19 protein-coding genes are annotated in these 25,624 nt (G+C 72.4%); 14 read left to right on the top strand and 5 right to left on the bottom strand.

What is annotated here, in order from left to right; genetic code table 11:
• The first annotated feature begins 206 nt into the window (after positions 1–206).
• From IO30_RS0136170 to IO30_RS0136150, 5 genes are all read left to right on the top strand, one after another.
• Positions 207–2,513, top strand: coding sequence for an MMPL family transporter (locus IO30_RS0136170; RefSeq protein WP_031150297.1), 2,307 nt, complete (start codon positions 207–209; stop codon positions 2,511–2,513).
• 39 nt (positions 2,514–2,552) lie between these two features.
• Positions 2,553–3,104: a GNAT family N-acetyltransferase gene (locus IO30_RS0136165; RefSeq protein WP_031150294.1), complete on the top strand. Its 552-nt coding sequence runs from the start codon at positions 2,553–2,555 to the stop codon at positions 3,102–3,104.
• 97 nt (positions 3,105–3,201) lie between these two features.
• Complete coding sequence (locus IO30_RS45760; protein ID WP_031150292.1) at positions 3,202–3,807, top strand: hypothetical protein; 606 nt, start codon at positions 3,202–3,204, stop codon at positions 3,805–3,807.
• 177 nt (positions 3,808–3,984) lie between these two features.
• Entirely contained in the window at positions 3,985–4,152 is a 168-nt protein-coding gene (locus IO30_RS46220) for a hypothetical protein (protein WP_167347311.1), read from the top strand.
• A gap of 32 nt (positions 4,153–4,184) precedes the next feature.
• Positions 4,185–7,322 (top strand): helix-turn-helix transcriptional regulator, encoded by a 3,138-nt coding sequence (locus IO30_RS0136150; protein ID WP_078903873.1) that lies wholly within the window; start codon positions 4,185–4,187, stop codon positions 7,320–7,322.
• Here the strand turns inward: IO30_RS0136150 and IO30_RS0136145 are convergent.
• From IO30_RS0136145 to IO30_RS0136135, 3 genes are all read right to left on the bottom strand, one after another.
• Positions 7,285–7,455, bottom strand: coding sequence for a DUF6191 domain-containing protein (locus IO30_RS0136145; RefSeq protein ID WP_342449982.1), 171 nt, complete (start codon positions 7,453–7,455; stop codon positions 7,285–7,287). The genes IO30_RS0136150 and IO30_RS0136145 overlap by 38 nt on opposite strands.
• A gap of 51 nt (positions 7,456–7,506) precedes the next feature.
• Positions 7,507–8,679 (bottom strand): PQQ-dependent sugar dehydrogenase, encoded by a 1,173-nt coding sequence (locus IO30_RS0136140; protein WP_078904920.1) that lies wholly within the window; start codon positions 8,677–8,679, stop codon positions 7,507–7,509.
• A gap of 349 nt (positions 8,680–9,028) precedes the next feature.
• Positions 9,029–10,036: an aldo/keto reductase gene (locus IO30_RS0136135; protein WP_031150284.1), complete on the bottom strand. Its 1,008-nt coding sequence runs from the start codon at positions 10,034–10,036 to the stop codon at positions 9,029–9,031.
• 73 nt (positions 10,037–10,109) lie between these two features.
• Here IO30_RS0136135 and IO30_RS0136130 point away from each other — a divergent pair, with 73 nt between their 5' ends.
• From IO30_RS0136130 to serA, 6 genes are all read left to right on the top strand, one after another.
• Positions 10,110–11,066: a 2-hydroxyacid dehydrogenase gene (locus IO30_RS0136130; protein ID WP_031150283.1), complete on the top strand. Its 957-nt coding sequence runs from the start codon at positions 10,110–10,112 to the stop codon at positions 11,064–11,066.
• A gap of 284 nt (positions 11,067–11,350) precedes the next feature.
• A complete protein-coding gene (locus IO30_RS0136125; RefSeq protein WP_031150282.1) occupies positions 11,351–14,233 on the top strand; it encodes a putative bifunctional diguanylate cyclase/phosphodiesterase in 2,883 nt (960 codons plus the stop codon).
• A gap of 204 nt (positions 14,234–14,437) precedes the next feature.
• On the top strand, positions 14,438–16,324 hold the full coding sequence (locus IO30_RS0136120; protein ID WP_031150280.1) for an acetolactate synthase large subunit: 1,887 nt from the start codon (positions 14,438–14,440) through the stop codon (positions 16,322–16,324).
• Between the two features lie 31 nt (positions 16,325–16,355).
• A complete protein-coding gene (gene ilvN, locus IO30_RS0136115; protein ID WP_031150278.1) occupies positions 16,356–16,880 on the top strand; it encodes an acetolactate synthase small subunit in 525 nt (174 codons plus the stop codon).
• Between the two features lie 102 nt (positions 16,881–16,982).
• Positions 16,983–17,984 carry a ketol-acid reductoisomerase gene (ilvC, locus tag IO30_RS0136110; RefSeq protein WP_031150276.1) on the top strand — a complete coding sequence of 334 codons (1,002 nt, stop codon included), beginning with the start codon at positions 16,983–16,985 and terminating at the stop codon, positions 17,982–17,984.
• Positions 17,985–18,271: 287 nt separating this feature from the next.
• On the top strand, positions 18,272–19,861 hold the full coding sequence (gene serA, locus IO30_RS0136105) for a phosphoglycerate dehydrogenase (RefSeq protein ID WP_031150274.1): 1,590 nt from the start codon (positions 18,272–18,274) through the stop codon (positions 19,859–19,861).
• 87 nt (positions 19,862–19,948) lie between these two features.
• Here serA and IO30_RS0136100 read toward each other — a convergent pair whose 3' ends face one another.
• Positions 19,949–21,517 carry an MFS transporter gene (locus IO30_RS0136100; protein WP_031150272.1) on the bottom strand — a complete coding sequence of 523 codons (1,569 nt, stop codon included), beginning with the start codon at positions 21,515–21,517 and terminating at the stop codon, positions 19,949–19,951.
• A gap of 89 nt (positions 21,518–21,606) precedes the next feature.
• Between IO30_RS0136100 and IO30_RS0136095 the strand changes: the two genes are divergently transcribed.
• Positions 21,607–22,200 (top strand): TetR/AcrR family transcriptional regulator, encoded by a 594-nt coding sequence (locus IO30_RS0136095; RefSeq protein ID WP_031150270.1) that lies wholly within the window; start codon positions 21,607–21,609, stop codon positions 22,198–22,200.
• Positions 22,201–22,286: 86 nt separating this feature from the next.
• Positions 22,287–23,183, top strand: coding sequence for a hypothetical protein (locus tag IO30_RS0136090; protein ID WP_157853449.1), 897 nt, complete (start codon positions 22,287–22,289; stop codon positions 23,181–23,183).
• Between the two features lie 29 nt (positions 23,184–23,212).
• On the opposite strand, the gene IO30_RS0136085 is transcribed toward IO30_RS0136090, so the two are convergent.
• A complete protein-coding gene (locus tag IO30_RS0136085) occupies positions 23,213–24,481 on the bottom strand; it encodes a PucR family transcriptional regulator (protein WP_031150266.1) in 1,269 nt (422 codons plus the stop codon).
• Between the two features lie 199 nt (positions 24,482–24,680).
• Between IO30_RS0136085 and IO30_RS0136080 the strand changes: the two genes are divergently transcribed.
• Entirely contained in the window at positions 24,681–25,607 is a 927-nt protein-coding gene (locus IO30_RS0136080; protein ID WP_031150264.1) for a proline dehydrogenase family protein, read from the top strand.
• Positions 25,608–25,624: the final 17 nt, after the last annotated feature.

Genomic DNA, 25,624 nt, shown 5'->3' with positions numbered 1-25,624 from the left:
CCGGGCCGGACCGGCCCGGACCCCTGTGACGATGCCCACGAATGGGGCCGACGATCACGAAACGCTGAGATCGTTGAGGTGTAGACCATCTGGGCCGGACTCCCGGGGCGACCCCCCGGGCCGTCGGCCGGGCCTTCACGCGTTCACGTTTCTTTGCAGCGGGCTCTCTCCCGGTAAAGATCCGAACCACCCAGGGAGCACGTCCGTTGGCAGCAATCGCGCGGTGGTGCATGCGCCACCGCCTCCTCGCCGTCCTGATCTGGCTGATCGCCTTCGCCGGGACCGCGGCGGCAGCGGGGAGCGCCGGTGCGGCGTTCTCCAACGACTACGCGGTGCCCGGCACCGAGTCCGGCAAGGCGGGAGACCTCCTCCGCGAGGGCTTCCACGGCCAGGGCGGGGACACCGACACGATCGTGTGGCGGGTCCCGGGCGACCGGCAGGACCGGACGGACCGGCAGGACCGGACGGACGGGCAGGACCGGCCGTACGCGCAGGGAGTGCGCAGCCCGGACGTCGAGCAGCGCATGACGGCGGCCCTCGACACCGTGAGCAGGCTCCCCGGCGTCGGCTCCGTCGTCGGCCCGTACGGGCCCGGCCCCGAGAGCGCCGCCCAGATCAGCCCCGACGGACGCACCGCCTACGCCGTGGTGACCTTCGACCGGCAGGCCGACGCCGTGCCCAGGGACCAGGCCAGGGCGGTCGTCGACGCGGCGAAGAACCCGGCCACCGAGGCCGGCGGGCTCCAGGTGGAACTCGGCGGCCGCGCCATAGGACTGACCGAGGCCCCCACCGCCCACCTCGCCGAGGTCATCGGCGTGGCCGTCGCGGCCCTCGTGCTCTTCCTCGCCTTCGGCTCGCTCGCGGCGAGCCTGCTGCCCATCGCGACCGCCCTGGTCAGCGTGGGCACCGCCTACTTCGGCATCACCCTCCTCGGGCACGCCATGCCGGTCGCGGACTTCGCCCCGATGCTCGGCACCCTCGTCGGCCTCGGCGTCGGCATCGACTACGCCCTGTTCATCGTGACCCGCCACCGCAAGGCGCTCCTGCGCGGACTGCCGGTCGAGGAAGCGGCCGAGAACGCCGTCGCCACCACCGGCCGGGCCGTCGTCTTCGCCGGGGCCACCGTCTGCATCGCCCTGCTCGGCATGCTGGTGCTGCGCCTGAACTTCCTCAACGGCGTCGCGATAGCCGCCTCGGTGACGGTGATCCTGACCGTCGCCGCCTCGGTCACGCTGCTGCCCGCCCTCCTCTCGTACATCGGCCCGCGCGCCCTGTCCCGCCGCGAGCGCCGCAGGCTCGCCGCCGAGGGGCCCCGTCCGGACCCGGCCACCGGCTTCGCCATCCGCTGGTCCGCCTTCGTGGAACGGCACCCGAAGCTGCTGGGCACCTTCGCCACCGTGGTGATGCTGGTGCTGGCCCTGCCCACGCTCTTCCTCCACCTGGGCACCTCCGACCAGGGCAACAATCCGGCCTCTTCCACCACCAGGAAGGCCTACGACCTCCTCGCGGACGGCTTCGGGCCCGGCACGAACGGCCCGCTCACCGTCGTCGCCCGCCTCGACGGGTCCGCGGACCGGCCCGTCGTCGACCGCCTGGCCGGAGAACTCCGTACGGCCGAGGGCGTCGCCTCCGTCGGCCCGGCCGTCTTCAACCGCAGCGGGGACACCGCCGTCCTGACCGTCGTCCCGGACTCCGCACCGCAGGCCCGGGCCACGAGCGAGCTGGTCGACCGGCTGCGCGGGGACGTCGTCCCGCGCGCCGTGCACGGCACCTCCTTGGAGGCGTACGTCGGAGGCGTGACCGCGGGCTACGACGACTTCGCCGAGGTGATCATCGGGAAACTGCCGCTCTTCGTCGGGGTGGTCATCGCCCTCGGCTGCGTGCTCCTGCTGCTGGCCTTCCGGTCCATCGGCATCCCGCTCAAGGCGGCGGTCATGAACGTGGCGGCCGTCGCCTCCTCCTTCGGCGTCGTCGTGGCGGTCTTCCAGTGGGGCTGGGGCAGCGAGCTGCTGGGCCTGGGCAGCGCCGGGCCCATCGAACCCTTCCTGCCCGTGATCATGGTGTCCGTCCTGTTCGGGCTGTCGATGGACTACCAGGTCTTCCTCGTCAGCCGGATGTACGAGGAGTGGCTGGAGACCGGTGACAACCGGCGGGCCGTGCGCGTCGGCCTCGCCGAGACCAGCCGGGTCATCAACTCCGCCGCGGTCATCATGATCTCCGTCTTCCTAGCCTTCGTGCTCAGCGGTGACCGGATCATCGCCATGTTCGGCATCGCGCTCGCCGCCGCCGTGGCCCTCGACGCCTTCGTCCTGCGCACCCTCCTCGTCCCGGCCCTCATGCACATGCTCGGCGGAGCGAACTGGTGGCTGCCCGCCTGGCTCGACCGGCGGCTGCCGAAGATCAGCATCGAGCCCCCGGAACGCCGCCCGCATGCGAAGCTTCCCGGGCAGCGACCCGGCTCGGACCCCGCCACGAGCGAGGACGGAGCCGAGCCCGCCACCAGCTCCCGGTGACGCGGCCACCAGCCGCCCGAGACCCAAGGACGCACGCGCATGTTCTCGATAGACCTCGCCGACGACGCCCGGATGTTCCCGCTGGAACCCCGGCACGCCGAGGAGTTCTTCGCGCACCTCGAACGCGGACGTGACTTCATCGGCCAGTACGTGGCTTTCCCGGACCGGTGCCCGGACCCGGAGTCCGCCCGGACCTTCCTGGCCACGTACGCGCTGAAGGCGGCGGAGGACGGCGCCCGGTTCTTCGGCATCCGGCTCGACGGCACCCTGGTCGGCGGGGTCCTCTTCCCGGTGTTCGACGCACAGGCCGGCAACTGTGAGATCGGCTGCTGGCTGGAGCCCGCCGCGGCCGGCCGCGGCCTGGTGACCAAGGCCTGCCGCGTCCTGATCGACTACGCCTTCGGCGAGCGCGGCATGCGCCGCGTCGAGTGGCGCGCGGCCAGCCGCAACGAGAAGAGCCTCGCCGTCGCCGAACGCCTCGGCATGACCCGCGAGGGCGTCCTGCGGCAGAACCGCCTCCACCGCGGCGTCCTGCTGGACACCGAGATCTGGTCGATCCTCGCCCCGGAGTGGTCCGCCTCCCGCGCATAGCCCCAGGTGGCACGGCCCCGCCCGGCCGCGGGGCCCGTGCTGCATCCGTCACCTGATTCTCAGGAACCTCTCATACGGGCCGCCTACCGTGCCCCGCATGGACACCACGAAGCCCCCCGCCCCGAACGCCCCCGAGGCGGACACCACCCCCGCCGACCTCAAGAAGACCGCGGCCGACGCCGAACCCGCGCTCGCGCCGTCCGCCGAGACCGCCCGGACTCCTGAAACCGCCGAGAACGCCGGTACCGCCGAGGAGCTCGACGAGGACCTGGACCTGGACGGCGCCGAGGGTGAGGACGCCGCGGAGGAGCAGGCCGGCGGCGTGGCCGCCGGGGCCGCCGCGATCGTCGCGGCAGGGCTCTCCCTCGTGGCCCTCAGCGGCACCTGGGTCTCCCGCGTCCTGGCCGAACGCCAGGGCCTCGTGGGCCAGATAGAAGGCAACAAGTCCGCCCCGCCCGCGGACCAGATCGCCGCCCTCTACGGCGACGGCTGGCAGCTCACGGCCCTCGTCAACGGCGTCGTGGCCACCCTGGCCCTCCTGATCGCCGTCTTCGTCCTGGCCCGCCCCGCCTTCGGCGCGCCCGGCCGCACCCTCCCGACCTGGGTCCGCGCCGTCTCCTGGGCCGCCGTGACCCTTGGCGCCCTCGGCATCCTGGTCTTCGGCTTCCTGTACTTCCTCCCCCTTCCCAAGGTCCCTGCCTAGGACGGGCGGGGCCGGTACGGACATGCCTTAGGCCCCCTCAGGGGTCTTGGGCCCCCGGACTAAGGCCCTCTGCCGCCGACAGATGCGGCATGATCCCGATGTGCCCGCACCCCCTGGGAAGCGAATCTTGGATCACACCGAACGAGGTGTCCGAGACAAGCAACCAGGGAGTACGAGATGTTCGAGTACGAGATGGCCTCCGTCCGCCGCGCCGACCTCATCCGCGAGGCCGACGCGTACCGCATGGTCCAGGAGGCCCGCAAGGCGCGCCGTGCCTCGTCCCGGAGCCAGGAACCCGAGGGGCAGGTGAGAGGGGTACGCGGCCGCTTCACCCGCGCCGCGTGACCCCCTCCGCGGACCGCACGGACTGACACGTGATGAGAAGCGCACCGATATCGAGTGCCGCAGGACCGGACGCCTGTGCGATCCTCGGCCGTGTGGAGACCAGATCTGTCAGCCCGGTGTTCGTCGGCCGAGCCGACGAACTGGCCGTACTCACCGACGCCCTGACGCGCGCCGCGGGCCAGGAGCCGCAGGCCCTGCTCATCGGGGGAGAAGCCGGGGTCGGCAAGACCCGCCTCACCGAGGAGTTCCTCTGCGAGGCGGCCCGCCACGGCGCGGTGGTCGCCGTCGGAGGCTGTGTGGAGATCGGGGCCGAGGGACTTCCCTTCGCCCCGTTCTCGACGGCCCTGCGCACCCTGCACCGGCAGCTCCCCGGCGAACTGGCCGCCGCGGCCGCGGGCCAGGAGGACGAACTGGCCCGGATCCTCCCCGAACTCGGCGACACCCCGCGCGGGCCGCACGACGAGGAGAGCACCGCCCGGCTCTTCGAGCTGACGGCCCGCATGCTCGAACGGCTCGCCACCGACCGCACCCTCGTCCTCGTCCTGGAGGACCTGCACTGGGCGGACACCTCCACCCGCCACCTGCTCTCCTACCTCTTCCGTACGCTCGCCAGCGGCCGCCTCGTCCTCGTCGCCACCTACCGCGCGGACGACGTCCACCGCCGCCACCCGCTGCGCCCCCTGCTCGCCGAACTCGACCGGCTGCGCACCGTCCAGCGCATCGAACTTCCCCGCTTCAACCGGGCCGAAGTCCGCCGCCAGCTCGCGGGCATCCTCGCCACGCAGCCCGAAGAGGACTTCGTGGACTCCGTCTTCGACCGGTCCGACGGCAACGCCTTCTTCGTCGAAGAACTCGTCGCCTCCCGGGAGAACGGCTGCCGCGCAGGCCTCACCGAGTCCCTGCGCGACCTGCTCCTCGTCCGCGTCGAGGTCCTGCCCGACGCGGCCCAGCGCGTGGTGCGCATCGTCGCCGAGGGCGGCTCCACCGTGGAGTACCCCCTCCTGCGGGCCGTCGCCGGACTGACCGAGGACGAGCTCATCGAGGCCCTGAGGGCCGCCGTCGGGGCGAACATCCTGCTCGCCACCCCGGACGGCGACGGCTACCGCTTCCGGCACTCGCTGGTCCGCGAGGCCGTCAGCGACGACCTGCTGCCCGGCGAGCGCTCCCGCGTCAACCGCCGCTACGCCGAGGCCATGGAGGCCGACGACGCGCTGATCCGCGCCGAGGAGCGGGTCATCCGGCTGGCCAGCTACTGGTACCACGCCAACGACCCGGCCAAGGCGCTGCCCGCCGTGCTCGCCGCTTCCGTGGCCGCCCGCCGCCGGCACGCCTACTCCGAGCAACTGGGCCTGCTGGAGCGGGCCATGGACCTGTGGGAGAGCGCGCCGCAGGACATCCGCGAGTCGCTGCGCCCCGCGGACTACACCGAGGTGTACCCGCCGTGCGGCTGCGATCCCGCCACCACCCCGCTCAGGCGCCTCGACCTGCTCGCCGAGGCCACCGTGGCCGCCCGCTACGGCGGGGAGCGCGAGCGCGCCCTGAAGATCACCAAGACGGGACTGCGGCTGCTGGAGGAGGATCCGGACCCGGACCCGCTGCGGGCCGCCTGGTTCTGGACCGAACGTTCCCGGCTGGTCTCCAGCCTGGCCCGCGGCGACGGCTGGGAGGAGATCGCCAGGGCGCAGGAGCTCGTCCAGGGGCTGCCCCCGTCCCAGGTGCACGCCGAGGTCCTGGTGCGGGCCGCGGGCTGGGGGATGCTCCACAACCCCGGCCCCGACAACCTCGCGGCAGCCGAACGGGCCGTCGCCTACGCGCGGATGCTCGGCGCCGAGGACATCGAGCTCAACGCCCGGATCACGGTGGGCGCCCTGCTGACCGACGCGGGCGACGTCGAGGGCGGCCTCGCCGAACTGCACGCGGTCAAGGACCGGGCCACCGAACTCGGGCTCACGGTGCTGGCGGGACGTGCTCATATCAACCTCACCTCTCAACTGGAAGGAATGGGCCGTTCACGGGAAGCCGTGGCGCTGGCCGAGCGCGGAGCCGAACTCGTCGGCAAGGCGCGGCTGTTCGACACCGAGGCCTGGGTCCGCGGCAATCTGGCGGAGAGCCTGTACGGACTCGGCCGCTGGGACGAGGCCACCGACGAGGCCCGGCGCACCCTGCGCGTCGGCCAGAGCGCGGCTCCCCGCGGCGCCGCCTCGGCCCGGCTCGCCTACCTGGCCCTGGCCCGCGGCGAACTGACCGAGGCCACCCAGCAACTCGCTGCCGCACACGCCCACTTCGGCAACCACGAGTCCCAGCCGCAGCCCCAGCACCGCCTGCCGCTCTACCGCCTCGCGGTCGGCGTCGCCGCGGGCGAGGGCCGGATAGCCGACGTCCGCACCGAGGTCGCCGAAGCCGTGGCCTTCGGCTTCGCCCTCGGACAGCACCGCTACGCCTGGCCGCTGCTGCTGGCCGCCGCCTCCGCGGAGGCGGACGCCCGCGGGCTGCCCGCCGCCGAAGAGGGCCGGGAGGCGGCCCTGGTCCTGCTGCGCACCGCCGCCCGTTCCCTGGCCACCCCGGTCCCGCTGTGGACCGCCCACGCCGAGTACCTGCGGGCGGAACTGCTCCGGGCCGAGGCCCGGGACACCGTCGCCGACTGGACCGGCGTGGAGGAGGCCGTCCGCACGCTGGACCGCCCCTACCTGCTGGCCCGGGCCCGGCACCGGCTCGCGGAGTCCCTGCTGGCCGCCGGCGCCGACCGGGAGACCGCGGCCCGCCTGCTCCGCGACGCCCACGCCACCGCCGACGGCCTCGGCTCACGCCGGCTGCGGGAGGACCTGGCCCTGCTCGCCCAGCGCGCCAGGCTGCCCCTCACCGCCATCGACGCACCCGTGGAGTCCCCGGCACCCGGCATCGACCCGGTCGAGGCGCTCGGCCTCACCAGCCGCGAGCGGGACGTCCTGCGCCTGGTCGCGGCCGGGAACACCAACCGCCAGATCGCCGTGGAGCTCTTCATCTCCCCGAAGACCGCGAGCGTGCACGTCTCGAACATCCTGGCCAAGCTGGGTGTCTCGGGCCGTGGCGAGGCGGCCGCCCTCGCCCACCGGCTACGGCTCTTCGCCCCCGCCGGTGGCCCCGCCGGGCCGGTCAGCCGTCCGCCGGAGGCTGTTCGTCGAGCCGTATGACCACGGTGCCGGACTCAAGGTCTATCGGACCCCGTCCCGGGTCACCGTCATTGAGGTCGACCCGGGACAGCTCCAGCCGCTTCTTCTCCTCGTCCGTGTGCTTGCGGCCGGGACTGAACAGCTGTTCGATCATGTTGAACACGACGTCCACCGCACCTTTCGCCCCCCAGCGGGGCCCTGCCGCTCACTGCACCGTCAGTGTCAGGATCCTGTCGTCGCCCGCTTCCGGCGACCCGCGCCCGTCCGTCTCGCTCGTGACCAGCAGCAGCTTGTCCCCGCCGAGGGCGACCACCGAGCGCAGCCGGCCGTACTGCCCCGTCAGGAAGGCCTCGGGCTCCGCCACCGGTTGGGCTCCCGCCAGCGGGATCCGCCACAGCCGGCTGCCCTTCAGGCCCGCCATCCACACCGACCCCTGGGCCCAGGCGATACCGCTCGGGGAGGCCTCGTCCGTCTTCCAGACCGCCACCGGGTCCCGCAGGCCGGGCTTGCCCGCCTTTCCCTCGGCCTCCGGCCAGCCGTAATTGCCGCCGGGCTCGATGAGGTTCAGCTCGTCCCAGTCCTTCTGCCCGAACTCGGCCGCCCACAGCCGCTTGTCCTTGTCCCAGGCGAGCCCCTGCACATTGCGGTGCCCGTAGGAGTAGACGACGGAATCCGCCTCGGGATTGCCGTGCACCGGGTCGCCGTCCGGGGTCATGCGCAGGATCTTGCCGCCCAGGGACTTCTTGTCCTGCGCGAGCCCGGTCTCCCCGGTCTCGCCGGTGCCCGCGTAGAGCATCTTGTCCGGGCCGAAGGCGATCCGCCCGCCGTTGTGGACGAGGCCCTTGGGGATGCCCCGGAACACCGTGTCGGGCGCGCCCAGCTGCTGCCCGGCCTGTCTCTGTTCGTCATAGCGCATCCGGGCGATGCGGTTGTCGGACTCGGTGGTGAAGTAGACGTAGACCAGGCGGTCCGTGGCGAAGGTGGGCGACACGGCCAGACCCAGCAGCCCGCCCTCCCCGCCCGGCGCCACCCCGGGCACCTTGCCGATCTGCGTGACCTCGCCCGACCCCACCGCCACCCGGCTGACCGTCCCCTTGTCCCGGGAGGCGACCAGCAGGTCCCCGCCGGGCAGCGGCGCCACACCCCAGGGCGACTCCAGCCCCTTCGCGACCTCGCCGCTCACCGTCACCGCACCCTTGGCGGGCGGTGCCTCCGCGGCGGGCGAGGGGGACGCGCTTCCCGAAGGGGCGGCCGACCCGGCCCCCGGTGAAGCCGCGCCCGGTGGCGCGTCGCCGGGCAGTCCGCCGGAGCCCCCGCCCTGCGAGCACCCCGAGGCCAGCAGGGCGCCGCACCCCGCCAGGGCGACCGCCGCCAGCACCCGCCGCTGCCCTGCGCCCGTGCCTACGCCCGCAACCGTGCCCGTGCCTACGCCCGCAACCGTGCCCGTGCCTACGCCCGCATCCGTGCCCGTGCCTACGCCCGCATCCGCGCCCGTGCCTGTACCCGTACCTGCAACCGCGCCCGTACCCGTCGTGGCGTCCTCGTACCGCCGCCGTCCCGCGCGGAGAACCCGTCCGTATCGCATCGCCCTGCTCCCTTCCGGTCCTTCGGTCGTGCCCTTCATCTGTCTCAACAGCTCCGGCAGCTCCCGAAGTTCCACCACTCGTACACCCGATCGAGTGGTTGCGGGCTCCGCCCCGCCGGCCCCGTCGCGCCCGCCCGGTCCGTCAGTCCCAGGCTCCCACCGCGGCCGGGAGGGCCGCGATCTCGGCCAGGTCCCCGGCCGTCAGCCGCACCTCGGCCGCCCGCGCGTTCTCCACGGCCCAGTGCGCCCGGTCGGCCCCCGGCACCGGCACCACCTGCGGTCCCTGCGCCAGCACCCAGGCCAGCGCCACCTGCGCCGCCGTGACCGCGGGACCGTGCCGCAGCGCCACCCGCCGCAGCCCCGCCACCAGCTCCTGGTTCGAGGCCATCGCGTGCGCCGTGAACCGGGGATGGCGCGCCCGTACGTCCTGCGACTCGAAGCCCTGGCCCGGCGTGAGCGTCCCGGTCAGGAACCCGCTGCCCAGCGGCATCGCCGCCAGGAACCCCACGCCCCGGGCCGCGCACCACGGAAGCAGCTGCCAGGCGGCCTCCGGGGACCACACCGAGAGTTCCGCCTGCACCGCACTCACCGGGAACACCTGCTGCACCCGCTCCAGGTGCCGCACGGTGGTCCCGTACGCCCGGTCCCCGCGCCGCCCCGCACCCGGCCCGGCCCCCGCGCCCAGCGCGCAGAAACCCAGCGCCCGCACCTTGCCCGCGCCCACCAGCTCGGCCATGGCGCCCCAGGTCTCCTCCACCGGCACGTCCGGATCCACCCGGTGCAGCTGGTAGAGGTCTATGACGTCGGTCCGCAGCCGCCGCAGCGAGGCGTCGCAGGCCCGCCGCACGTAGCCCGGCCGCCCGTCGGCCACCACGTGCTGGTCGCCCGCCCGCAGCCCCACCTTGGCCGAGACGAACGCCTCGGACCGCCGCCCGCCCAGCACCCGGCCCAGCAGGAGCTCATTGGTGTAGGGCCCGTACAGATCGGCCGTGTCCAGGAGGTTCGACCCCAGGTCCAGCGCCGCGTGCACCGCGGCCACCGATTCGTGGCCCCGTCTGCGCGAAGGCGCGTACCCCCAGCTCATCGGCATGCAGCCGAGCCCGACGGCGCCCACCGCCAGTGACCCCGCCCCGATCGACCTGCGCTCCACCCCTGCGTCCCCCTCCTGCTGCCGCCCCCAAACTAACGGCTTGATCCGGATGGCCTGGCATAGCCTCTGGATCATGACTGCGAACACCCCGGCCACCCAGGACGTCTGGCTCCCCTTCCCCGCCGAGGAGGTCGAGGGCCTCCCCGACTCCTTCCGGTACCGCCGGTGGGACGGAGAGGACGACTTCCCGGCCGATCCGGCCGACTGCGTCTTCTACGTGACCCCCTACATGAAGTCCACCGAGGTCACCGTGCGCCCGCTGGCCGCGATGCCCGCCCTCCAGGTCGTCCAGACCCTCACCGCGGGCATCGACCACGTCCTCGGCGGCCTCGGCGACCTGCGCCCCGGAGTCCGGCTGTGCAACGCGGTCGGCGTGCACACGGCCAGCACCGCCGAACTCGCCCTCACCCTGACCCTGGCCTCGCTGCGCGGCATCCCCCGCATGGTCCGCGGACAGGACCGCGAGGAATGGCACGGCGGCTTCTACGAGGCCCTCGCCGACAAGTCCGTGCTGATCGTCGGCTACGGATCCATCGGCGCCGCCATCGAGGACCGGCTCGCGGCCTTCGAGTGCGGCCCCGTCTCGAGGGTCGCACGCTCGGCGCGCACCACCGCGCGCGGCCCCGTGCACGCCCTCGCCGACCTGCCCCAACTCCTGCCGACGGCCGACGTGGTGATCCTCTCCACCCCCCTCACCGACGACACCCGGGGCCTGGCCGGAGCCGCCTTCCTGGGCCGGATGAAGGACGGCGCCCTGCTCGTGAACGTCGCGCGCGGACCCGTGGTCGACACCAAGTCCCTGCTGGCGGAACTGGAATCGGGCCGGCTGCGGGCCGCGCTCGACGTCACCGACCCCGAGCCGCTCCCCGCCGGCCACCCGCTCTGGCACGCCCCGAACGTCCTGATCACGCCCCATGTGGGGGGCAGCAGCAGTGCGTTCGAGCCGCGGGCCAAGCGCCTGCTCGCCCGCCAGCTGACCCGGTTCGCCGCCGGGGAGCCCGTGGAACACACGGTCCTCGTCACGGGCTGACCCCCGCCACCGGTACGCTCCGCAGTCACCCGGATGCGTGCAGTCGCCACAACTCCCCGCGTGGTAACGCAGAGTAGAGAAGGTATGTCCCTGAGTGACGAAAGTGGTGTATCGTCCGGAAGAAGGGGCTGCGCCGCGAACGTCTGGCGCTGGGGAGTGATCGGACACTTTGGGGGGCGACGGGCGATGCACGGCCAATGTGCGAAGGATCCGACGCGGCACAGCCGCCGGAGGCGACGATGCCGAAACTGGGCTGCACCGGAACCAGCCGGCGAGGGGGACCGGTGAGTGCCCCGGGGGCGGCGCTCCTGAACCGGCCGCCCGGAGCGGCCGGAGCCAGGGGCCTGGCGATGCAACTGCTCCTCGCCGTGGTCAGCGGCGGGTACGCGGTGGGCGCCGCCCTCAACTGGGGGTCCGAGGAAGTCGCCGAGATCATGGGCGACTTCGGACTCAGCGCCGCAGGCCTGCTCGCCGCGGTCTCCTGCTACTCCTACGCACGGTCGATCGACAGCCGTGAACGCCCCGCATGGCTGCTCTTCGCGTTCTCCTCCCTCATGGGCGCCTCGGGCAATGCGGTCTGGGGCTGGTACGAGGTGGTCCTCGGGACCGAGGTGCCCAAACCCTCGGTCGCCGACTTCGCCTTCCTCTGCTTCGCCCCGCCCGCCATCGTGGGCCTGCTCGTCCTCGCGAAGCGGCCCGTCACCCGAGCCGGCTGGGTCTGCCTGGCCCTCGACTCCTGGCTCATCGGCGGATCCCTGCTCACCCTGTCCTGGAGCCTGGCCCTCGCGCACGCCGCGCAGACCGCCCAGACCGGTGCCCCCGGCAGTGTTCCGCGCGCCGCCCTCTCCCTCGCCTACCCGCTGCTGGACATCGCGCTCGTCTCGATGGTCCTGGTCCTGCACTTCCGGCGGTCCGAGACGAACCGCTCGGCCGTCAACACGGCCATCGCGGCCCTCGCCCTGACCGTGCTCAGCGACGCACTGTTCACCTCGCCCCTGCTGAGCGCCGGCTACCAGTCCGGCCAGCTGCTCGACGCGGGCTGGTTCGCCGGTTCGCTGCTCCTGGCCTACGCGCCCTGGGGCGCCCGGCGCCTGCACCTGGTACCGGAGCAGTCCGGGCACCCCCGGGGGGAACGGCCGCACAGCCGCCCCATCACCGGCTCGCTGCCCGCCCTCACCCCCTACCTCGCCGCCGCCGTCTGCACCCTCGGGATCCTCTACAACGTCGTGGACGGCCGGAAGGTCGACCGGATGGTCGTCTTCACCGGCTGCACCGTCGTGCTCGCCCTCGTCATCCGGCAGGGCATCATGCTCCTCGACAACATCGCCCTCACCCAGGAACTGGCCCAGAAGGAGAACCACTTCCGCTCCCTGGTCCAGGGGTCCAGCGACGTGATCATGATCGCCGCCCCCACCGGGACCCTGCGCTACGTCAGCCCCGCCGCCGCCGGGGTCTACGGACGCGAGGCCGAGGAGCTCGTGGGCACCGAGCTGGCCACCCTGATCCACCCGGACGACCTCGGCCGGGTGGTCCACGAGGTGCGCCGCTTCCTCGCGGCGCCGCCGACCGAGGAGCCCACGACCCGCATCGAGTGCCGCTTCAAGTCCGGCGGCGGCGAATGGCTCAATGTGGAGTCCACCGTCAACCGCCACCAGGGCGGGCTCATCCTCAACAGCCGGGACGTCACCGAGCGGGTCCGGCTCCAGGCGCAGCTCCAGCACAGCGCCGAGCACGACCCGCTGACCGACCTGCCCAACCGGGCCCTGTTCACCCGCCGGGTCCGCCAGGCCCTCACCGGCCGCCGGGCGGGCGACCACAGCACCGCCGTGCTCTTCATCGACCTCGACGGCTTCAAGGCGGTCAACGACACCATCGGCCACCAGGCCGGCGACGAGCTGCTGATCGAGGCCGCGCGCCGGCTCCAGGACTCCGTCCGGGCCGGGGACACCGCGGCCCGGCTCGGCGGTGACGAGTTCGCCGCGCTGATCCTGGGCGACGGCAGCCGGGACCGCAGCGCCCGCGAGTACCAGGTGCACGAGATCGCCGACCGGCTGCGCACCACCCTGTCCCAGCCGTACCGCATCTCGGGCAGCGAGGTCCGGGTCGCCGCCAGCATCGGCGTGGCCTTCGCGGACCCCGGCATCACCCCGTCGGACCTGATGCGCAACGCGGACCTCGCGATGTACCGGGCCAAGGCGGGCGGCAAGGACCGCGTCGAGATGTACGCCCCGCAGATGCAGGCCGAGGTGGTCCGCAGGGCCGAGCTCGCGGGACGGCTGCGGACAGCCCTCCACGAGGGAGAGTTCGCCCTGCTGCACCAGCCGGTGGTCTCGCTGGCCACCGGTGAGGTGTCGGCCGTGGTCGCCCAGGCCCGCTGGCGCTCGGCCCAGGGGATCCTCTTCACCCCCGCCGAGTTCCTGCGGGTCGCCGAGTACAGCGAGGGCAGTGCGGCCGCCGCCGGCGGCCCGGACGCCTCGCGCACCGCCGAGCTGGGGCGCTGGCTGCTGGAGGAGGCCGTGGAGCAGGCCGCCGACCGGCACCGGGCCGGGCACGACGTCCCCGTGGCCGTACGGATGACCGCCCAGCGGCTCCTGGACCGGGCCATGCCCCTGGGCTCGGTGGAAGCCCTGCTGACCAGGCACGGACTGCCCTCGGGAGCCCTGATCCTCGAGCTCGCCGTATCCGACCCCAGAGTGCCCTTCGAGGACCTGGAGCGGCGTCTGGCGGCCCTGCACCGGCTGGGTGTGGGAATCGCCCTGGACGGCTTCGGCAGCGGCTACGCGGCCATCAGCGCCCTGCGCCGCCTCCCGGTGGACATGCTCAAGCTCGACCGGGGCCTGGTGGAGGGCGTCGTCGAGTCCGCCCGCCTCCACAAGATCACGGCCGGGCTGTTGCGGATCGCGAACGACCTGGGGATGCAGTCCGTGGCCGACGGGGTCGACCTCCCGGAGCAGGTCATGGCCCTGCGCGCGATGGGCTGCACCCATGGGCAGGGAGTGGCATTTTCTGGCCCCCTTGACGAGTACAGGCTGCGGCGCGCGCTGGTGCGCGGTACGTTCCCAGTACCGGGCGGAGCAGCCCAGCCGGCCCTGGCCGGGGGCTCCACCGGGGGCTCGATGGTCATCCGTAGAGGCTCACATAATGAGACGCCCGTCCCACCTACTTGACATCAACCTCACGCCGGAGGGAGGGTCAGTGCCATGCGCACCCGAATTCTCGTACTTGGAAAGCGCGTCGGCTGAAGCTGGGACCAGCATGTCCCCGCTCAACGCACCCGACGCGCTCCCCTCGCTTGCCTCCCGGCACGAGGGGTTTTTTGTTGCACTGGCACAGAGTCGAACCCTCGTAAAACCCTCAGCTTCGAGAAGAGAATGCCGATGACCGAGCAGGCCACCGGGGCCCACCATCCGCAGCCGCGGCCCCGTTCCGGCGGACACCAGTCCGCCGCAGTTGAGCACGTCACGGGTGCGCAGTCCCTCATCCGCTCTCTCGAAGAGGTGGGGTGCGACACCGTCTTCGGCATCCCGGGCGGCGCCATCCTCCCCGCGTACGACCCGATGATGGACTCCAAGAAGGTCCGCCACATCCTGGTCCGTCACGAGCAGGGGGCCGGCCACGCCGCCACCGGCTACGCGCAGGCCACCGGCAAGGTCGGGGTCTGCATGGCCACCTCCGGCCCGGGCGCCACGAACCTGGTCACCCCGATCGCCGACGCCCACATGGACTCGGTCCCGCTCGTCGCGATCACCGGCCAGGTCTCCTCCAAGGCGATCGGCACCGACGCCTTCCAGGAGGCGGACATCGTCGGCATCACCATGCCGATCACCAAGCACAACTTCCTGGTCACCAAGGCCGAGGACATCCCGCGGACCATCGCGGAGGCCTTCCACATCGCCGCCACCGGCCGCCCCGGCCCGGTCCTGGTCGACATCGCGAAGGACGCCCTCCAGGCGAAGACCACCTTCAGCTGGCCGCCGGCCATGGACCTCCCGGGCTACCGGCCGGTCACCAAGCCGCACGCCAAGCAGATCCGCGAGGCCGCCAAGCTGATCTGCCAGGCCAAGCGCCCGGTGCTGTACGTGGGCGGCGGCGTCATGAAGTCCGGCGCGACCGCCGAGCTGAAGGTCCTCGCCGAGCTGACCGGCGTCCCGGTCTGTACCACCCTGATGGCCCTGGGCTCCTTCCCCGACAGCCACCCGCTGCACGTCGGCATGCCGGGCATGCACGGCAGCGTCACCGGCGTCACCGCACTGCAGAAGTCGGACCTGCTGATCGCCCTCGGCACCCGCTTCGACGACCGCGTCACCGGCAAGCTGGACAGCTTCGCCCCGTTCGCCAAGGTCATCCACGCGGACATCGACCCGGCCGAGATCGGCAAGAACCGCGCCGTGGACGTCCCGATCGTCGGTGACGCCCGCGAGGTCATCGCCGACCTGATCCAGGCCGTCCAGGCCGAGCACACCGAGGGCAACGCCGGGGACTACTCCGCCTGGTGGAAGGACCTCAGCCGCTGGCGCGACACGTACCCGCTGGGCTACGACCTGCCCGAGGACGGCATGCTCTCGCCGCAGCAGGTCATCGAGCGGATCGGCGCACTCGCCCCCCAGGGCACCGTCTTCGCGGCGGGCGTCGGCCAGCACCAGATGTGGGCCTCGCACTTCGTCAAGTACGAGGAGCCCCGCACCTGGCTGAACTCCGGCGGCGCCGGAACCATGGGCTACGCGGTCCCGGCCGCGATGGGCGCCAAGGTCGGCATGCCGGAGCGCACGGTCTGGGCGATCGACGGCGACGGCTGCTTCCAGATGACCAATCAGGAACTGGTCACCTGCGCGCTGAACAACATCCCGATCAAGGTCGCGATCATCAACAACGGTGCGCTGGGCATGGTCCGCCAGTGGCAGACGCTCTTCTACAACCAGCGCTACTCCAACACGGTGCTGCACGCGGACGAGACCGGCCACGACACCGTCGGCTCCCAGCTCGGCGAGTCCGTCGCCCCCCGCAAGGGCACCCGCGTCCCGGACTTCGTCAAGCTGTCCGAGGCCATGGGCTGCGTCGCCCTGCGCTGCGAGGACCCGGCCGACCTGGACCGCGTCATCGCAGAGGCGAACGCGATCAACGACCGTACGGTGGTCATCGACTTCATCGTCCACGAGGACGCCATGGTGTGGCCGATGGTCGCCGCCGGCACCTCCAACGACGAGGTCCTGGCAGCCCGGGGCGTCCGTCCCGACTTCGGCGACAACGAAGACGACTGAGCCGAGAGAGCCGAGAGAGAGAACGCCTCACATGTCCAAGCACACGCTCTCCGTCCTGGTCGAGAACACGCCCGGCATCCTCGCCCGGATCGCCGCGCTGTTCTCCCGCCGCGGGTTCAACATCGACTCCCTCGCGGTCGGCGTCACGGAGCACCCCGACATCTCCCGCATCACCATCGTCGTGAACGTCGAGGACCTCCCGCTCGAGCAGGTGACCAAGCAGCTCAACAAGCTGGTCAACGTGCTCAAGATCGTCGAGCTGGAGTCGCACAACGCCATTGAGCGCGAGCTCGTCCTCGTCAAGGTCCGCGCCGACAACGAGACGCGCTCGCAGATCGTCGAGATCGTCCAGCTGTTCCGCGCCAAGACGGTCGACGTCTCCCCGGAGGCCGTCACCATCGAGGCCACCGGCGGAGCGGACAAGCTCGGCGCCATGCTCAAGATGCTGGAGCCCTTCGGCATCAAGGAGCTCGTGCAGTCCGGCACGATCGCCATAGGGCGTGGCGGCCGGTCCATCACGGACCGCAGCCTGCGTGCGCTCGACCGCAGCGCCTGACCGTCCCACCGCTTCACCGCTCGCATCGCGAGACCAGCAAACTTCGATTCCGTTCCCCGCCGTACGGTGGGTGCAACACCAGCGCACCAAGGAGATATCCCAGTGGCCGAGCTGTTCTACGAGAACGACGCCGACCTGTCCATCATCCAGGGCCGCAAGGTCGCGGTCATCGGTTACGGCAGCCAGGGCCACGCCCACGCGCTGTCGCTCCGTGACTCCGGCGTCGACGTCGTCGTCGGTCTGAAGGAGGGCTCGAAGTCCAAGGCCAAGGCCGAGGAGCAGGGTCTGAAGGTCGTCTCCGTGTCGGAGGCCGCCGAGTGGGCGAACGTCATCATGATCCTGACCCCGGACCCGCTCCAGGCCGAGATCTACGAGGAGTCCATCAAGGACCACCTCCAGGAGGGCGACGCGCTCTTCTTCGGCCACGGCTTCAACGTCCGCTACGGCTTCATCAAGCCCCCGGCCAACGTGGACGTCGCCCTGGTCGCCCCGAAGGGCCCGGGCCACCTGGTCCGCCGTCAGTACGAGGAAGGCCGCGGCGTGCCCTGCATCGCCGCCGTCGAGCAGGACTTCACCGGCAGCGCCTTCGCGCTGGCGCTCTCGTACGCGGCCGGCATCGGCGGCACCCGCGCCGGCGTCATCAAGACCACCTTCACCGAGGAGACCGAGACCGACCTGTTCGGTGAGCAGGCCGTCCTCTGCGGTGGCGCCTCCGCCCTGGTCAAGGCCGGTTTCGAGACCCTGACCGAGGCCGGCTACCAGCCGGAGATCGCGTACTTCGAGTGCCTGCACGAGCTGAAGCTCATCGTGGACCTCATGTACGAGGGCGGCCTGGAGAAGATGCGCTGGTCGGTCTCCGAGACCGCCGAGTGGGGCGACTACATCACCGGCCCGCGCGTCATCACCGACGCCACCAAGGCCGAGATGAAGAAGGTCCTCGCGGAGATCCAGAGCGGCGAGTTCGCCAACACCTGGATGGCCGAGTACAAGGCCGGTCTGCCGAAGTACAACGAGTACAAGAAGGCCGACGAGGCCCACCTGCTGGAGACCACCGGCAAGAAGCTGCGCAAGCTGATGAGCTGGGTCGACAGCGACGAGAGCTGATCGTGCGGGCGGCGGGGCCGGGCACTGTTCCCCGGCCCCGCCGCGGCACGTCACCGGACGGCCGGGGGAGCCGGGAACACGCGGTCCCACGCATGCTCCTTGTCCACCTCGGCCAACCACGGAAGGGTGATCCTTCCGTACAGGCGGAAATCCGGGCCGTCAGCGCCACTACACTGCTCAACACATACGCGTCAGGCCCACAGTGTCGTGCGTCTTCCACGCGGCTACCCCCTCCACCGCCTGCGGCCGTCGGGACGGCCGTCCGCACTGGACTTGTGAGGACCCACGTGAGCTCGAAACCTGTCGTACTCATCGCCGAAGAGCTGTCGCCCGCCACCGTCGAGGCGCTGGGCCCGGACTTCGAGATCCGGCACTGCAACGGCGCCGACCGCGCCGAGCTGCTGCCCGCCATCGTCGACGTCGACGCGATCCTCGTCCGCTCCGCGACGAAGGTCGACGCCGAGGCCATCGCCGCCGCCAAGAAGCTGCGCGTCGTGGCCCGTGCCGGTGTCGGTCTGGACAACGTCGACGTCTCCTCCGCCACCAAGGCCGGCGTGATGGTCGTCAACGCCCCGACCTCGAACATCGTGACCGCGGCCGAGCTCGCCTGCGGCCTGCTCGTCGCGACCGCCCGCAACATCCCGCAGGCCAACACCGCCCTGAAGAACGGCGAGTGGAAGCGGAACAAGTACACGGGTGTCGAGCTCAGCGAGAAGACCCTCGGTGTCGTCGGCCTCGGCCGCATCGGCGTCCTCGTCGCGCAGCGCATGTCGGCCTTCGGCATGAAGATCGTCGCGTACGACCCCTACGTGCAGCCCGCGCGCGCCGCCCAGATGGGCGTCAAGATGCTGACGCTGGACGAGCTCCTCGAGGTCGCCGACTTCATCACCGTGCACCTGCCCAAGACCCCCGAGACCCTCGGTCTCATCGGGGACGAGGCCCTGCACAAGGTGAAGCCGTCCGTCCGCATCGTCAACGCCGCCCGCGGCGGGATCGTCGACGAGGCCGCGCTGTACACGGCCATCAAGGAGGGCCGCGTCGCCGGCGCCGGCCTCGACGTGTACGCGAAGGAGCCCTGCACGGACTCCCCGCTCTTCGAGCTGGACCAGGTCGTCTGCACCCCGCACCTCGGTGCGTCCACGGACGAGGCCCAGGAGAAGGCCGGCGTCTCGGTCGCCAAGTCGGTGCGCCTCGCGCTCGCCGGTGAGCTGGTGCCGGACGCGGTCAACGTCCAGGGCGGCGTCATCGCCGAGGACGTCCGTCCCGGCCTGCCCCTCGCCGAGAAGCTCGGCCGCATCTTCACCGCCCTCGCGGGCGAGGTCGCGGTCCGCCTCGACGTGGAGGTCTGCGGCGAGATCACCCAGCACGACGTGAAGGTGCTGGAGCTCTCCGCCCTCAAGGGCGTCTTCGAGGACGTCGTCGACGAGACGGTCTCCTACGTCAACGCCCCGCTGTTCGCGCAGGAGCGCGGTGTCGAGGTCCGCCTCACCACCAGCTCGGAGTCCCCGGACCACCGCAACGTGGTGACCGTCCGCGGCACCCTGTCGGACGGCCAGGAGGTCTCGGTCTCCGGCACGCTCGCGGGCCCGAAGCACCTCCAGAAGATCGTCGGCATCGGCGAGTACGACGTGGACCTGGCGCTCGCCGACTTCATGGTCGTGCTGCGCTACGCCGACCGCCCGGGCGTGGTCGGCAAGGTCGGCCAGCTCCTCGGCGAGGCCGGTCTGAACATCGCGGGCATGCAGGTCGCCCGCGCCGAGGCGCACGGCGAGGCCCTCGCGGTCCTGACCGTCGACGCCGAGGTCCCGGCCGGTGTCCTCGCGGACATCGCCTCCGAGATCGGCGCGGTCTCGGCCCGCACGGTCAGCCTCGGCTGATCCGACCCGTACGCAGGAAGGGCCCGGGGGAGTCCCCCGGGCCCTTTCGCGTCCCGCCGGCCGCCCGGGCCGGGCCCCGCCGGGCGGTCAGCGCCGCGCCGCCCCGTGCGCGAGGGCTCCGGGAGCCCCGGTCCGCTCCGCGGGGGCCGGTGCCGGGTCCGGGGCGGGGGGCCGGATCCCCCGCAGCAGGGCCACGGCGAGGACGGCCGCCCCGAGCAGCAGCGCCGTACCGCCCCAGGCCGCGTACTGCATGCCGTGGACGAAGGCCTCGCGGGCCTGGGCCAGCAGCTGCTCGCCCGCGGCCCCGCCGCTCTGCCGGGCGACGGCCACCGCGCCGCCCAGGGTCTCCCGTACGGCGGGTCCGCGATCCGCGAGGTCGGCGCGGTAGACCGCGGTGCCCACGCTGCCCAGGACCGCCATGCCGAGGGCGCCGCCGAATTCGGTGCCGGTCTCCAGCAGGGAGGCGGCGGAACCGGCCTTCTCCGCGGGGGCCGAGGCCAGGGCCATGTCGGAGACCAGGGACATGACGGTCACGATGCCCGAGGCCAGCACCCCGGCGCCGGTCAGCAGCAGCCACAGGGAGTCGGTGTCCACCAGGGAGACCAGGGCGAATCCGGCAGCGGCGAGGACGAACCCGCCTGCGACCACATGGGCCCGGTCCGTCTTCTGTGCCAGGGCGGCGGAGACGGGAGCCGCGGCGCCGATCACCACCGAGGGGGCGAGGCTCCACAGGGCCGCCTCCAGGGTGCCCATGCCGAGCACCGACTGCAGGTACTGGGTGGTGAAGTAGGCCGAGCCCATCATGGCGAAGGCGGCGATCGTGTTCAGGCCGACGCCCGCTCCGAAGCCGCGGCCCCGGAACAGGGCCCGGCCGACCATGGCGTCCTCACGGGTGCGCTGGCGGCGGACGAAGACCCACCCGAAGGCCAGGCCGGCGGCGAGGGCGCCCAGGGAGAGCGGCTGGAAGCCCTCGGCGGCGATCTCCTTGAGGCCGTAGACGGCCGGCAGGACGGCGGCCGCCGACAGCGGCACGCTCAGCAGGTCGAAGCGGCCGGGGTCCGGGTCCTTGAACTCCGGGACCAGGACGGGGACCAGGACCAGCAGGAGCAGCATGGCGGGCACGTTGACCAGGAAGACCGAACCCCACCAGAAGTGGTTCAGCAGCACGCCGCTCATCACGGAGCCGAGGGCGATGCCGCCGGTCATGGCCCCGGACCACAGGGCGATGGCCTTGCCGCGCTGCCTGTCGTCCTGGAAGAGGTTGCGTACGAGGGCCAGGGTGGACGGCATCAGGGTCGCGCCGCCGATGCCGAGCAGGACGCGGGCCGCGATGAGCACCTCGGCGCTGGTGGCGTAGGCGGCGCAGACCGAGGCGAGGCCGAAGGCGGTCGCGCCGGCCAGCAGGAGCCGGCGGCGGCCGATCCGGTCGCCGAGCGAGCCCATCGTGATCAGCAGGCCGGAGAGGGCGAAGGCGTAGCTGTCGAAGATCCAGAGCTGCTGGCCCGCGCTGGGCGCGAGCTCCTCCGTGATGGCGGGGATGGCGAAGTACAGGACGGAGACGTCCATCGAGACCAGGAGCAGGGGCAGCAACAGGACGGCGAAGGCGGTCCATTCGCGGCGGCCGGCGAGCCGGGGCGTGGCGGCGGGGTTCGTCATGAGCAGGACGGTACAGACGTCTTAAACGCTTGTCTAGAACAGATGTATAGAACTTCCGTCTAGGACAGCTGTCTTGCTACCTTGTCGCCATGGGACATCGTGAGGATCTGCTCGAAGGCGCCAAGAAGTGCCTGGTCGAGAAGGGGTTCGTCCGCACCACGGCGCGCGACATCGTCAGCGCCTCGGGGACCAACCTGGCGTCCATCGGCTATCACTACGGCTCGAAGGACGCCCTGCTCACCCAGGCCTTCATCGCCCTCATCCAGGAGTGGGGCGAGGTCTTCCAGAGCGGCCTGCCCGGGGAGGGCGGCACCCTGGAGCGGTTCCGTGCCGTCTGGGAAGGGGTCCTCGCGCAGCACGAGGGCTCGGGGCCGGTCTGGGCGGCCAGCCTGGAGGTGGCGCTCAGCCGCGAACAGCGGCCGGAACTGCGGGAGATGCTCGCGGCCTCGCAGGCCGAGGGGCGCCGGGGCCTGGTCTCGATGCTGACCGGCACCCCGGAGGACGAGCTCGACGAGCGCGACGAGCGGACCCTGGGCGCCTTCTATCAGGCGCTGCTGAACGGCTTCATGGTCCAGTGGCTGTTCGACCCCGCGTCGGCCGCCACCGCGGAGGAGTTCACCGAGGGGATGCGGCGGGCGGCCGAGGCGGCGACGCGGCCCGCGCGGGCCCGCGACGACGGCTGAGCGGAACGGGAACCACCGCCCGGCACGCCCCGTCCCACCCCCGGACCGGCCGCTGCGGCCGGCCCTGCGGAAGCAGAGGGGGAGCCGTGGCGAGGACAGCGGGCGCGAGAACGGCAACGGCGACGGGAGCCGCGGTGATGTGCGGGCTGGCCGCGGTCTTGCTGGCGGCCGGGTGCGGCGCGGCCCGGGTGGAGCAGAGCGCCCCGGAGGACACCCGTCCGCGCCGGGAGAAGGTCGCCGCGGCCTGGGAGGGCTCGGCCGCGGTCAGGCAGTGGCGCGAGGGCTTCCACCCGCTGGACGCCGAGGACTGGCAGCCTCCCGGCGGCTTCCGCTCCGGCGAGGACAAGGCCGCCTACCTGGACCGGAACTTCCTGCTCCGGGCCGAACTGCCCGCCGGGCCGACGCCCGTGACCCCGATCCGCTGGGCCGACGGCAACACCCTGACCCTGCCGTTGCAGGACGCCGCCGAGGCGTACGAGGAGCTCGACCAGGAACCGGACCGCGACCACGCCCTGACGGTGACCGCCGTCCGCTTCGGCGAGACCTCGGTCCCCACCAGCCGCGGCCCGGCCGTGGTGCCCGCCTGGCTGTTCACCGTCGAGGGGTACGACACCCCGCTCGCCCGGATCGCGGTCCGCCCGCAGGAACTGCCCGAGCCCCCGGTCCTGCCCGAGGAGCGCGCGGACTCCGCCGTGGCCCCGCTGATGGGCCATTCGGCCCGGCTCCCGGACACGACCGCCTTCACGGTGAGCGCGGGGCACGGGAGCTGTGATGCGGGAGCGGCCGTCGACGTCCTGGAGGGGGCCGACACGGTGGTGCTGGCCGGGCGCATCCTGGTCCGTACCGACCTGGACCCGGGCGCCGCCTGTGATGCGATGCTGCGCGCGCAGCAGGTGCAGGTCACTCTGGCCCGGCCCTTGGGGGACCGGCTCGTCGTCGACGCCGCGACGGGAGCCCCGCTGCCCTACCGGCCGGACCGTTGATGGGCGGCGACATGACGGACCGTCGGGGCTCAGCCCTGCAGGCGGGCCGCCTTCAGGGCCATGTGGAGCAGCAGGCGGTCCTCGCCCTCGTCCAGGTCGAGGCCGGTGAGCTGCTCCACCCGGCCGAGCCGGTAGTACAGGGTCTGGCGGTGGATGCCCAGGGCCGCCGCGGCGCGGCCCGCCTGTCCGGCGCAGTCCAGGAACACCTCGGCGGTGCGGGCGAGTTCCCGGTGGGCCGGGCCCAGCAGGATGCGGGCCACCGGATCGCCCGCCGGGTCCGCGCCGAGGTCCGCGAGCATCCGGTACGGGCCGATCGCCGACCACTCGGCGACGGGGCCGAGCCGGGGCTGCGCGGCGGCCGCCCGGGCCGCCGAGGAGGCCTGCCGCCAGGCGGCCGAGAGGTCCGAGAGGGCCCTGGCCGGGTCGGCGACCCCTGCCGAGGCCGAGGCCGGGCCCTGGTCCGGCGCGGAGGCCGACGGGGCACCCGTACCCGAAGCCGTGCCGGAGGCGGCGCCCGCCGGTCCGCCCTGCCCGGAGCCGCGGGCCAGCAGCCGCGCGGCCACGTTCACGGCCGGGGTGAGGGTGTCCGTCGACCGGAGCCGGACCAGCACCGCGAGCGCGCGCCCGCTGCCCCGGACGCCCTCGTGGCCGGGCCCGGTCTCGCCGCCGCCGCCCGCGGCCCGCCAGGGGGCCACGCACACGGCCGCCGCACCCGGTACCGACTGCGGGGCCTCGCCGGACCAGGGCGCCAGGCACACCACCGCGTGCACCCCCTCCCCGCCGGCGCCCAGGGCCGCCCGCAGCGCGGCCACCGCCATGTCCTGCTGCCAGCCCCGCCCGGCCGTGAGCACCGCCAGGAACTCCCGTGACAGGTCGGCCCCCGCCTTCGCCTCCTCGGCGAGCAGCACCCCGATCCGCTGTGCCACCTCCATGGCCGCCGCCAGCGCCTGCGGCCCCGGGCCGGGATCCTGGTCGAGGAGCCACACGTAGCCCTGCACGACGCCGCGGTAGCGCACCGGCAGGCAGATCCGCCCGCGGAAGACCCCTGCCTCCGGAGCCGCCGGGATGCGCACCGGGCCGGTGGCCCGGGCGATGCCGAAGCCCTCGAACCAGGACCGCACCGCCGCCGTCGACTGCCGGGTCAGGATCGAGCGGGTGCGCACCGGGTCCATGGCCGTGTCGTCGTCGCTGTCGTGCGCGCCGAAGGCGATGAGGCGGAAGTCCCGGTTCTCCAGGGTCGCCGGTGCGCCGAGCAGCGCCGAGATCTCGTCCACCAGGTCCTGGTAATCGCCTTTCACCCGGACATTCTCCCACCCCCGGCCAGGCTCTTCAGACATCTGTATGAGATCGCGGCCACGGATGCGTGACAGCTGTCGATGGCAGAGGATCGAACCGATCCTTAGGTTTCACGGTGGTTTTACTTGCGTTTCCCTTACGGCCCCGCCCGACCGGCGAAGGACCGAAAGCCTGCTTCAGCCACCCGTTGGAGGTGCCCCCGTGCTGGGTCCCGTGATCCTCGCCGCTTCGCGCAGCGACAAGATGCGCCGTATCGTCTCTGCCGCCCCGGTGACCAAGCCCGTGGTGACCCGGTTCATCCCCGGTGAGACGGTCGACCAGGTGATCCCGATCGTCGAGGACCTCACCCGCAAGGGCCTTGAGGTCACCCTCGACGTCGTGGGCGAGGACATCACCACGGTGGAGCAGTCCTACGCCGCCCGCGACGCCTACCTCGAGCTCATCGAGCACCTCAAGGCCCTGGGCCTGGGCGAGACCGTCGAGATGTCGGTCAAGCTGTCCATGTTCGGCCAGGCGCTGGAGGGCGGCCACGAGCTCGCCCTCGCCAACGTCCGCCCGGTCGTCGAGGCCGCCGCCGCCATCGGCACCACCATCACGCTCGACGCCGAGGACCACACCACCCTCGACTCGATGTTCGCCATCCACGAGGAGCTGCGCCGGGACTTCCCGCAGACCGGCTGCGTGATCCAGGCCTACCTCTTCCGCACGGAGGCCGACGCCCGCCGCCTGGCCGACGCCGGCAGCCGCGTCCGGATCGTGAAGGGCGCTTACAAGGAGCCCGCCGAGGTCGCGTACCTGGACAAGGCCGAGATCGACAAGGCGTACGTCCGGATCATGAAGATCCTCATGGACGGCGACGGCTACCCGATGATCGGGTCCCACGACCCGCGTCTGATCGCGATCGCCCAGGAGCTCGCCCGGCAGGCCGGGCGCAAGCTGGACGAGTACGAATTCCAGATGCTGTACGGCATCCGCAGCGAGGAGCACCTGCGGCTCGCCGCCGAAGGCCACCGGATGCGTGTCTACACCGCGTACGGGACGGACTGGTACGGCTACTTCATGCGCCGCCTCGCGGAGAAGCCCGCGAACCTCCTGTTCTTCCTCCGCTCGATGATCACCAAGAACTAGGCACCCCACTAGCTCAA

The organism is Streptomyces xanthophaeus (assembly GCF_000725805.1).
Classification (GTDB): domain Bacteria; phylum Actinomycetota; class Actinomycetes; order Streptomycetales; family Streptomycetaceae; genus Streptomyces; species Streptomyces xanthophaeus.
This window is presented reverse-complemented; position numbering and strand designations above follow the sequence as displayed.

What these genes read in the sequence shown, in the direction of transcription:
- IO30_RS0136165 (WP_031150294.1), top strand. Translation starts at nt 2,553, where the DNA reads ATGTTCTCGATAGACCTCGCCGACGACGCCCGGATGTTCCCGCTGGAA.
- IO30_RS45760 (WP_031150292.1), top strand. Translation starts at nt 3,202, where the DNA reads ATGGACACCACGAAGCCCCCCGCCCCGAACGCCCCCGAGGCGGACACC.
- IO30_RS46220 (WP_167347311.1), top strand. Translation starts at nt 3,985, where the DNA reads ATGTTCGAGTACGAGATGGCCTCCGTCCGCCGCGCCGACCTCATCCGC.
- IO30_RS0136150 (WP_078903873.1), top strand. Translation starts at nt 4,185, where the DNA reads ATGAGAAGCGCACCGATATCGAGTGCCGCAGGACCGGACGCCTGTGCG.
- IO30_RS0136145 (WP_342449982.1), bottom strand. Translation starts at nt 7,455, where the DNA reads ATGATCGAACAGCTGTTCAGTCCCGGCCGCAAGCACACGGACGAGGAG.
- IO30_RS0136130 (WP_031150283.1), top strand. Translation starts at nt 10,110, where the DNA reads ATGACTGCGAACACCCCGGCCACCCAGGACGTCTGGCTCCCCTTCCCC.
- IO30_RS0136120 (WP_031150280.1), top strand. Translation starts at nt 14,438, where the DNA reads ATGCCGATGACCGAGCAGGCCACCGGGGCCCACCATCCGCAGCCGCGG.
- ilvN (WP_031150278.1), top strand. Translation starts at nt 16,356, where the DNA reads ATGTCCAAGCACACGCTCTCCGTCCTGGTCGAGAACACGCCCGGCATC.
- IO30_RS0136100 (WP_031150272.1), bottom strand. Translation starts at nt 21,517, where the DNA reads ATGACGAACCCCGCCGCCACGCCCCGGCTCGCCGGCCGCCGCGAATGG.
- IO30_RS0136095 (WP_031150270.1), top strand. Translation starts at nt 21,607, where the DNA reads ATGGGACATCGTGAGGATCTGCTCGAAGGCGCCAAGAAGTGCCTGGTC.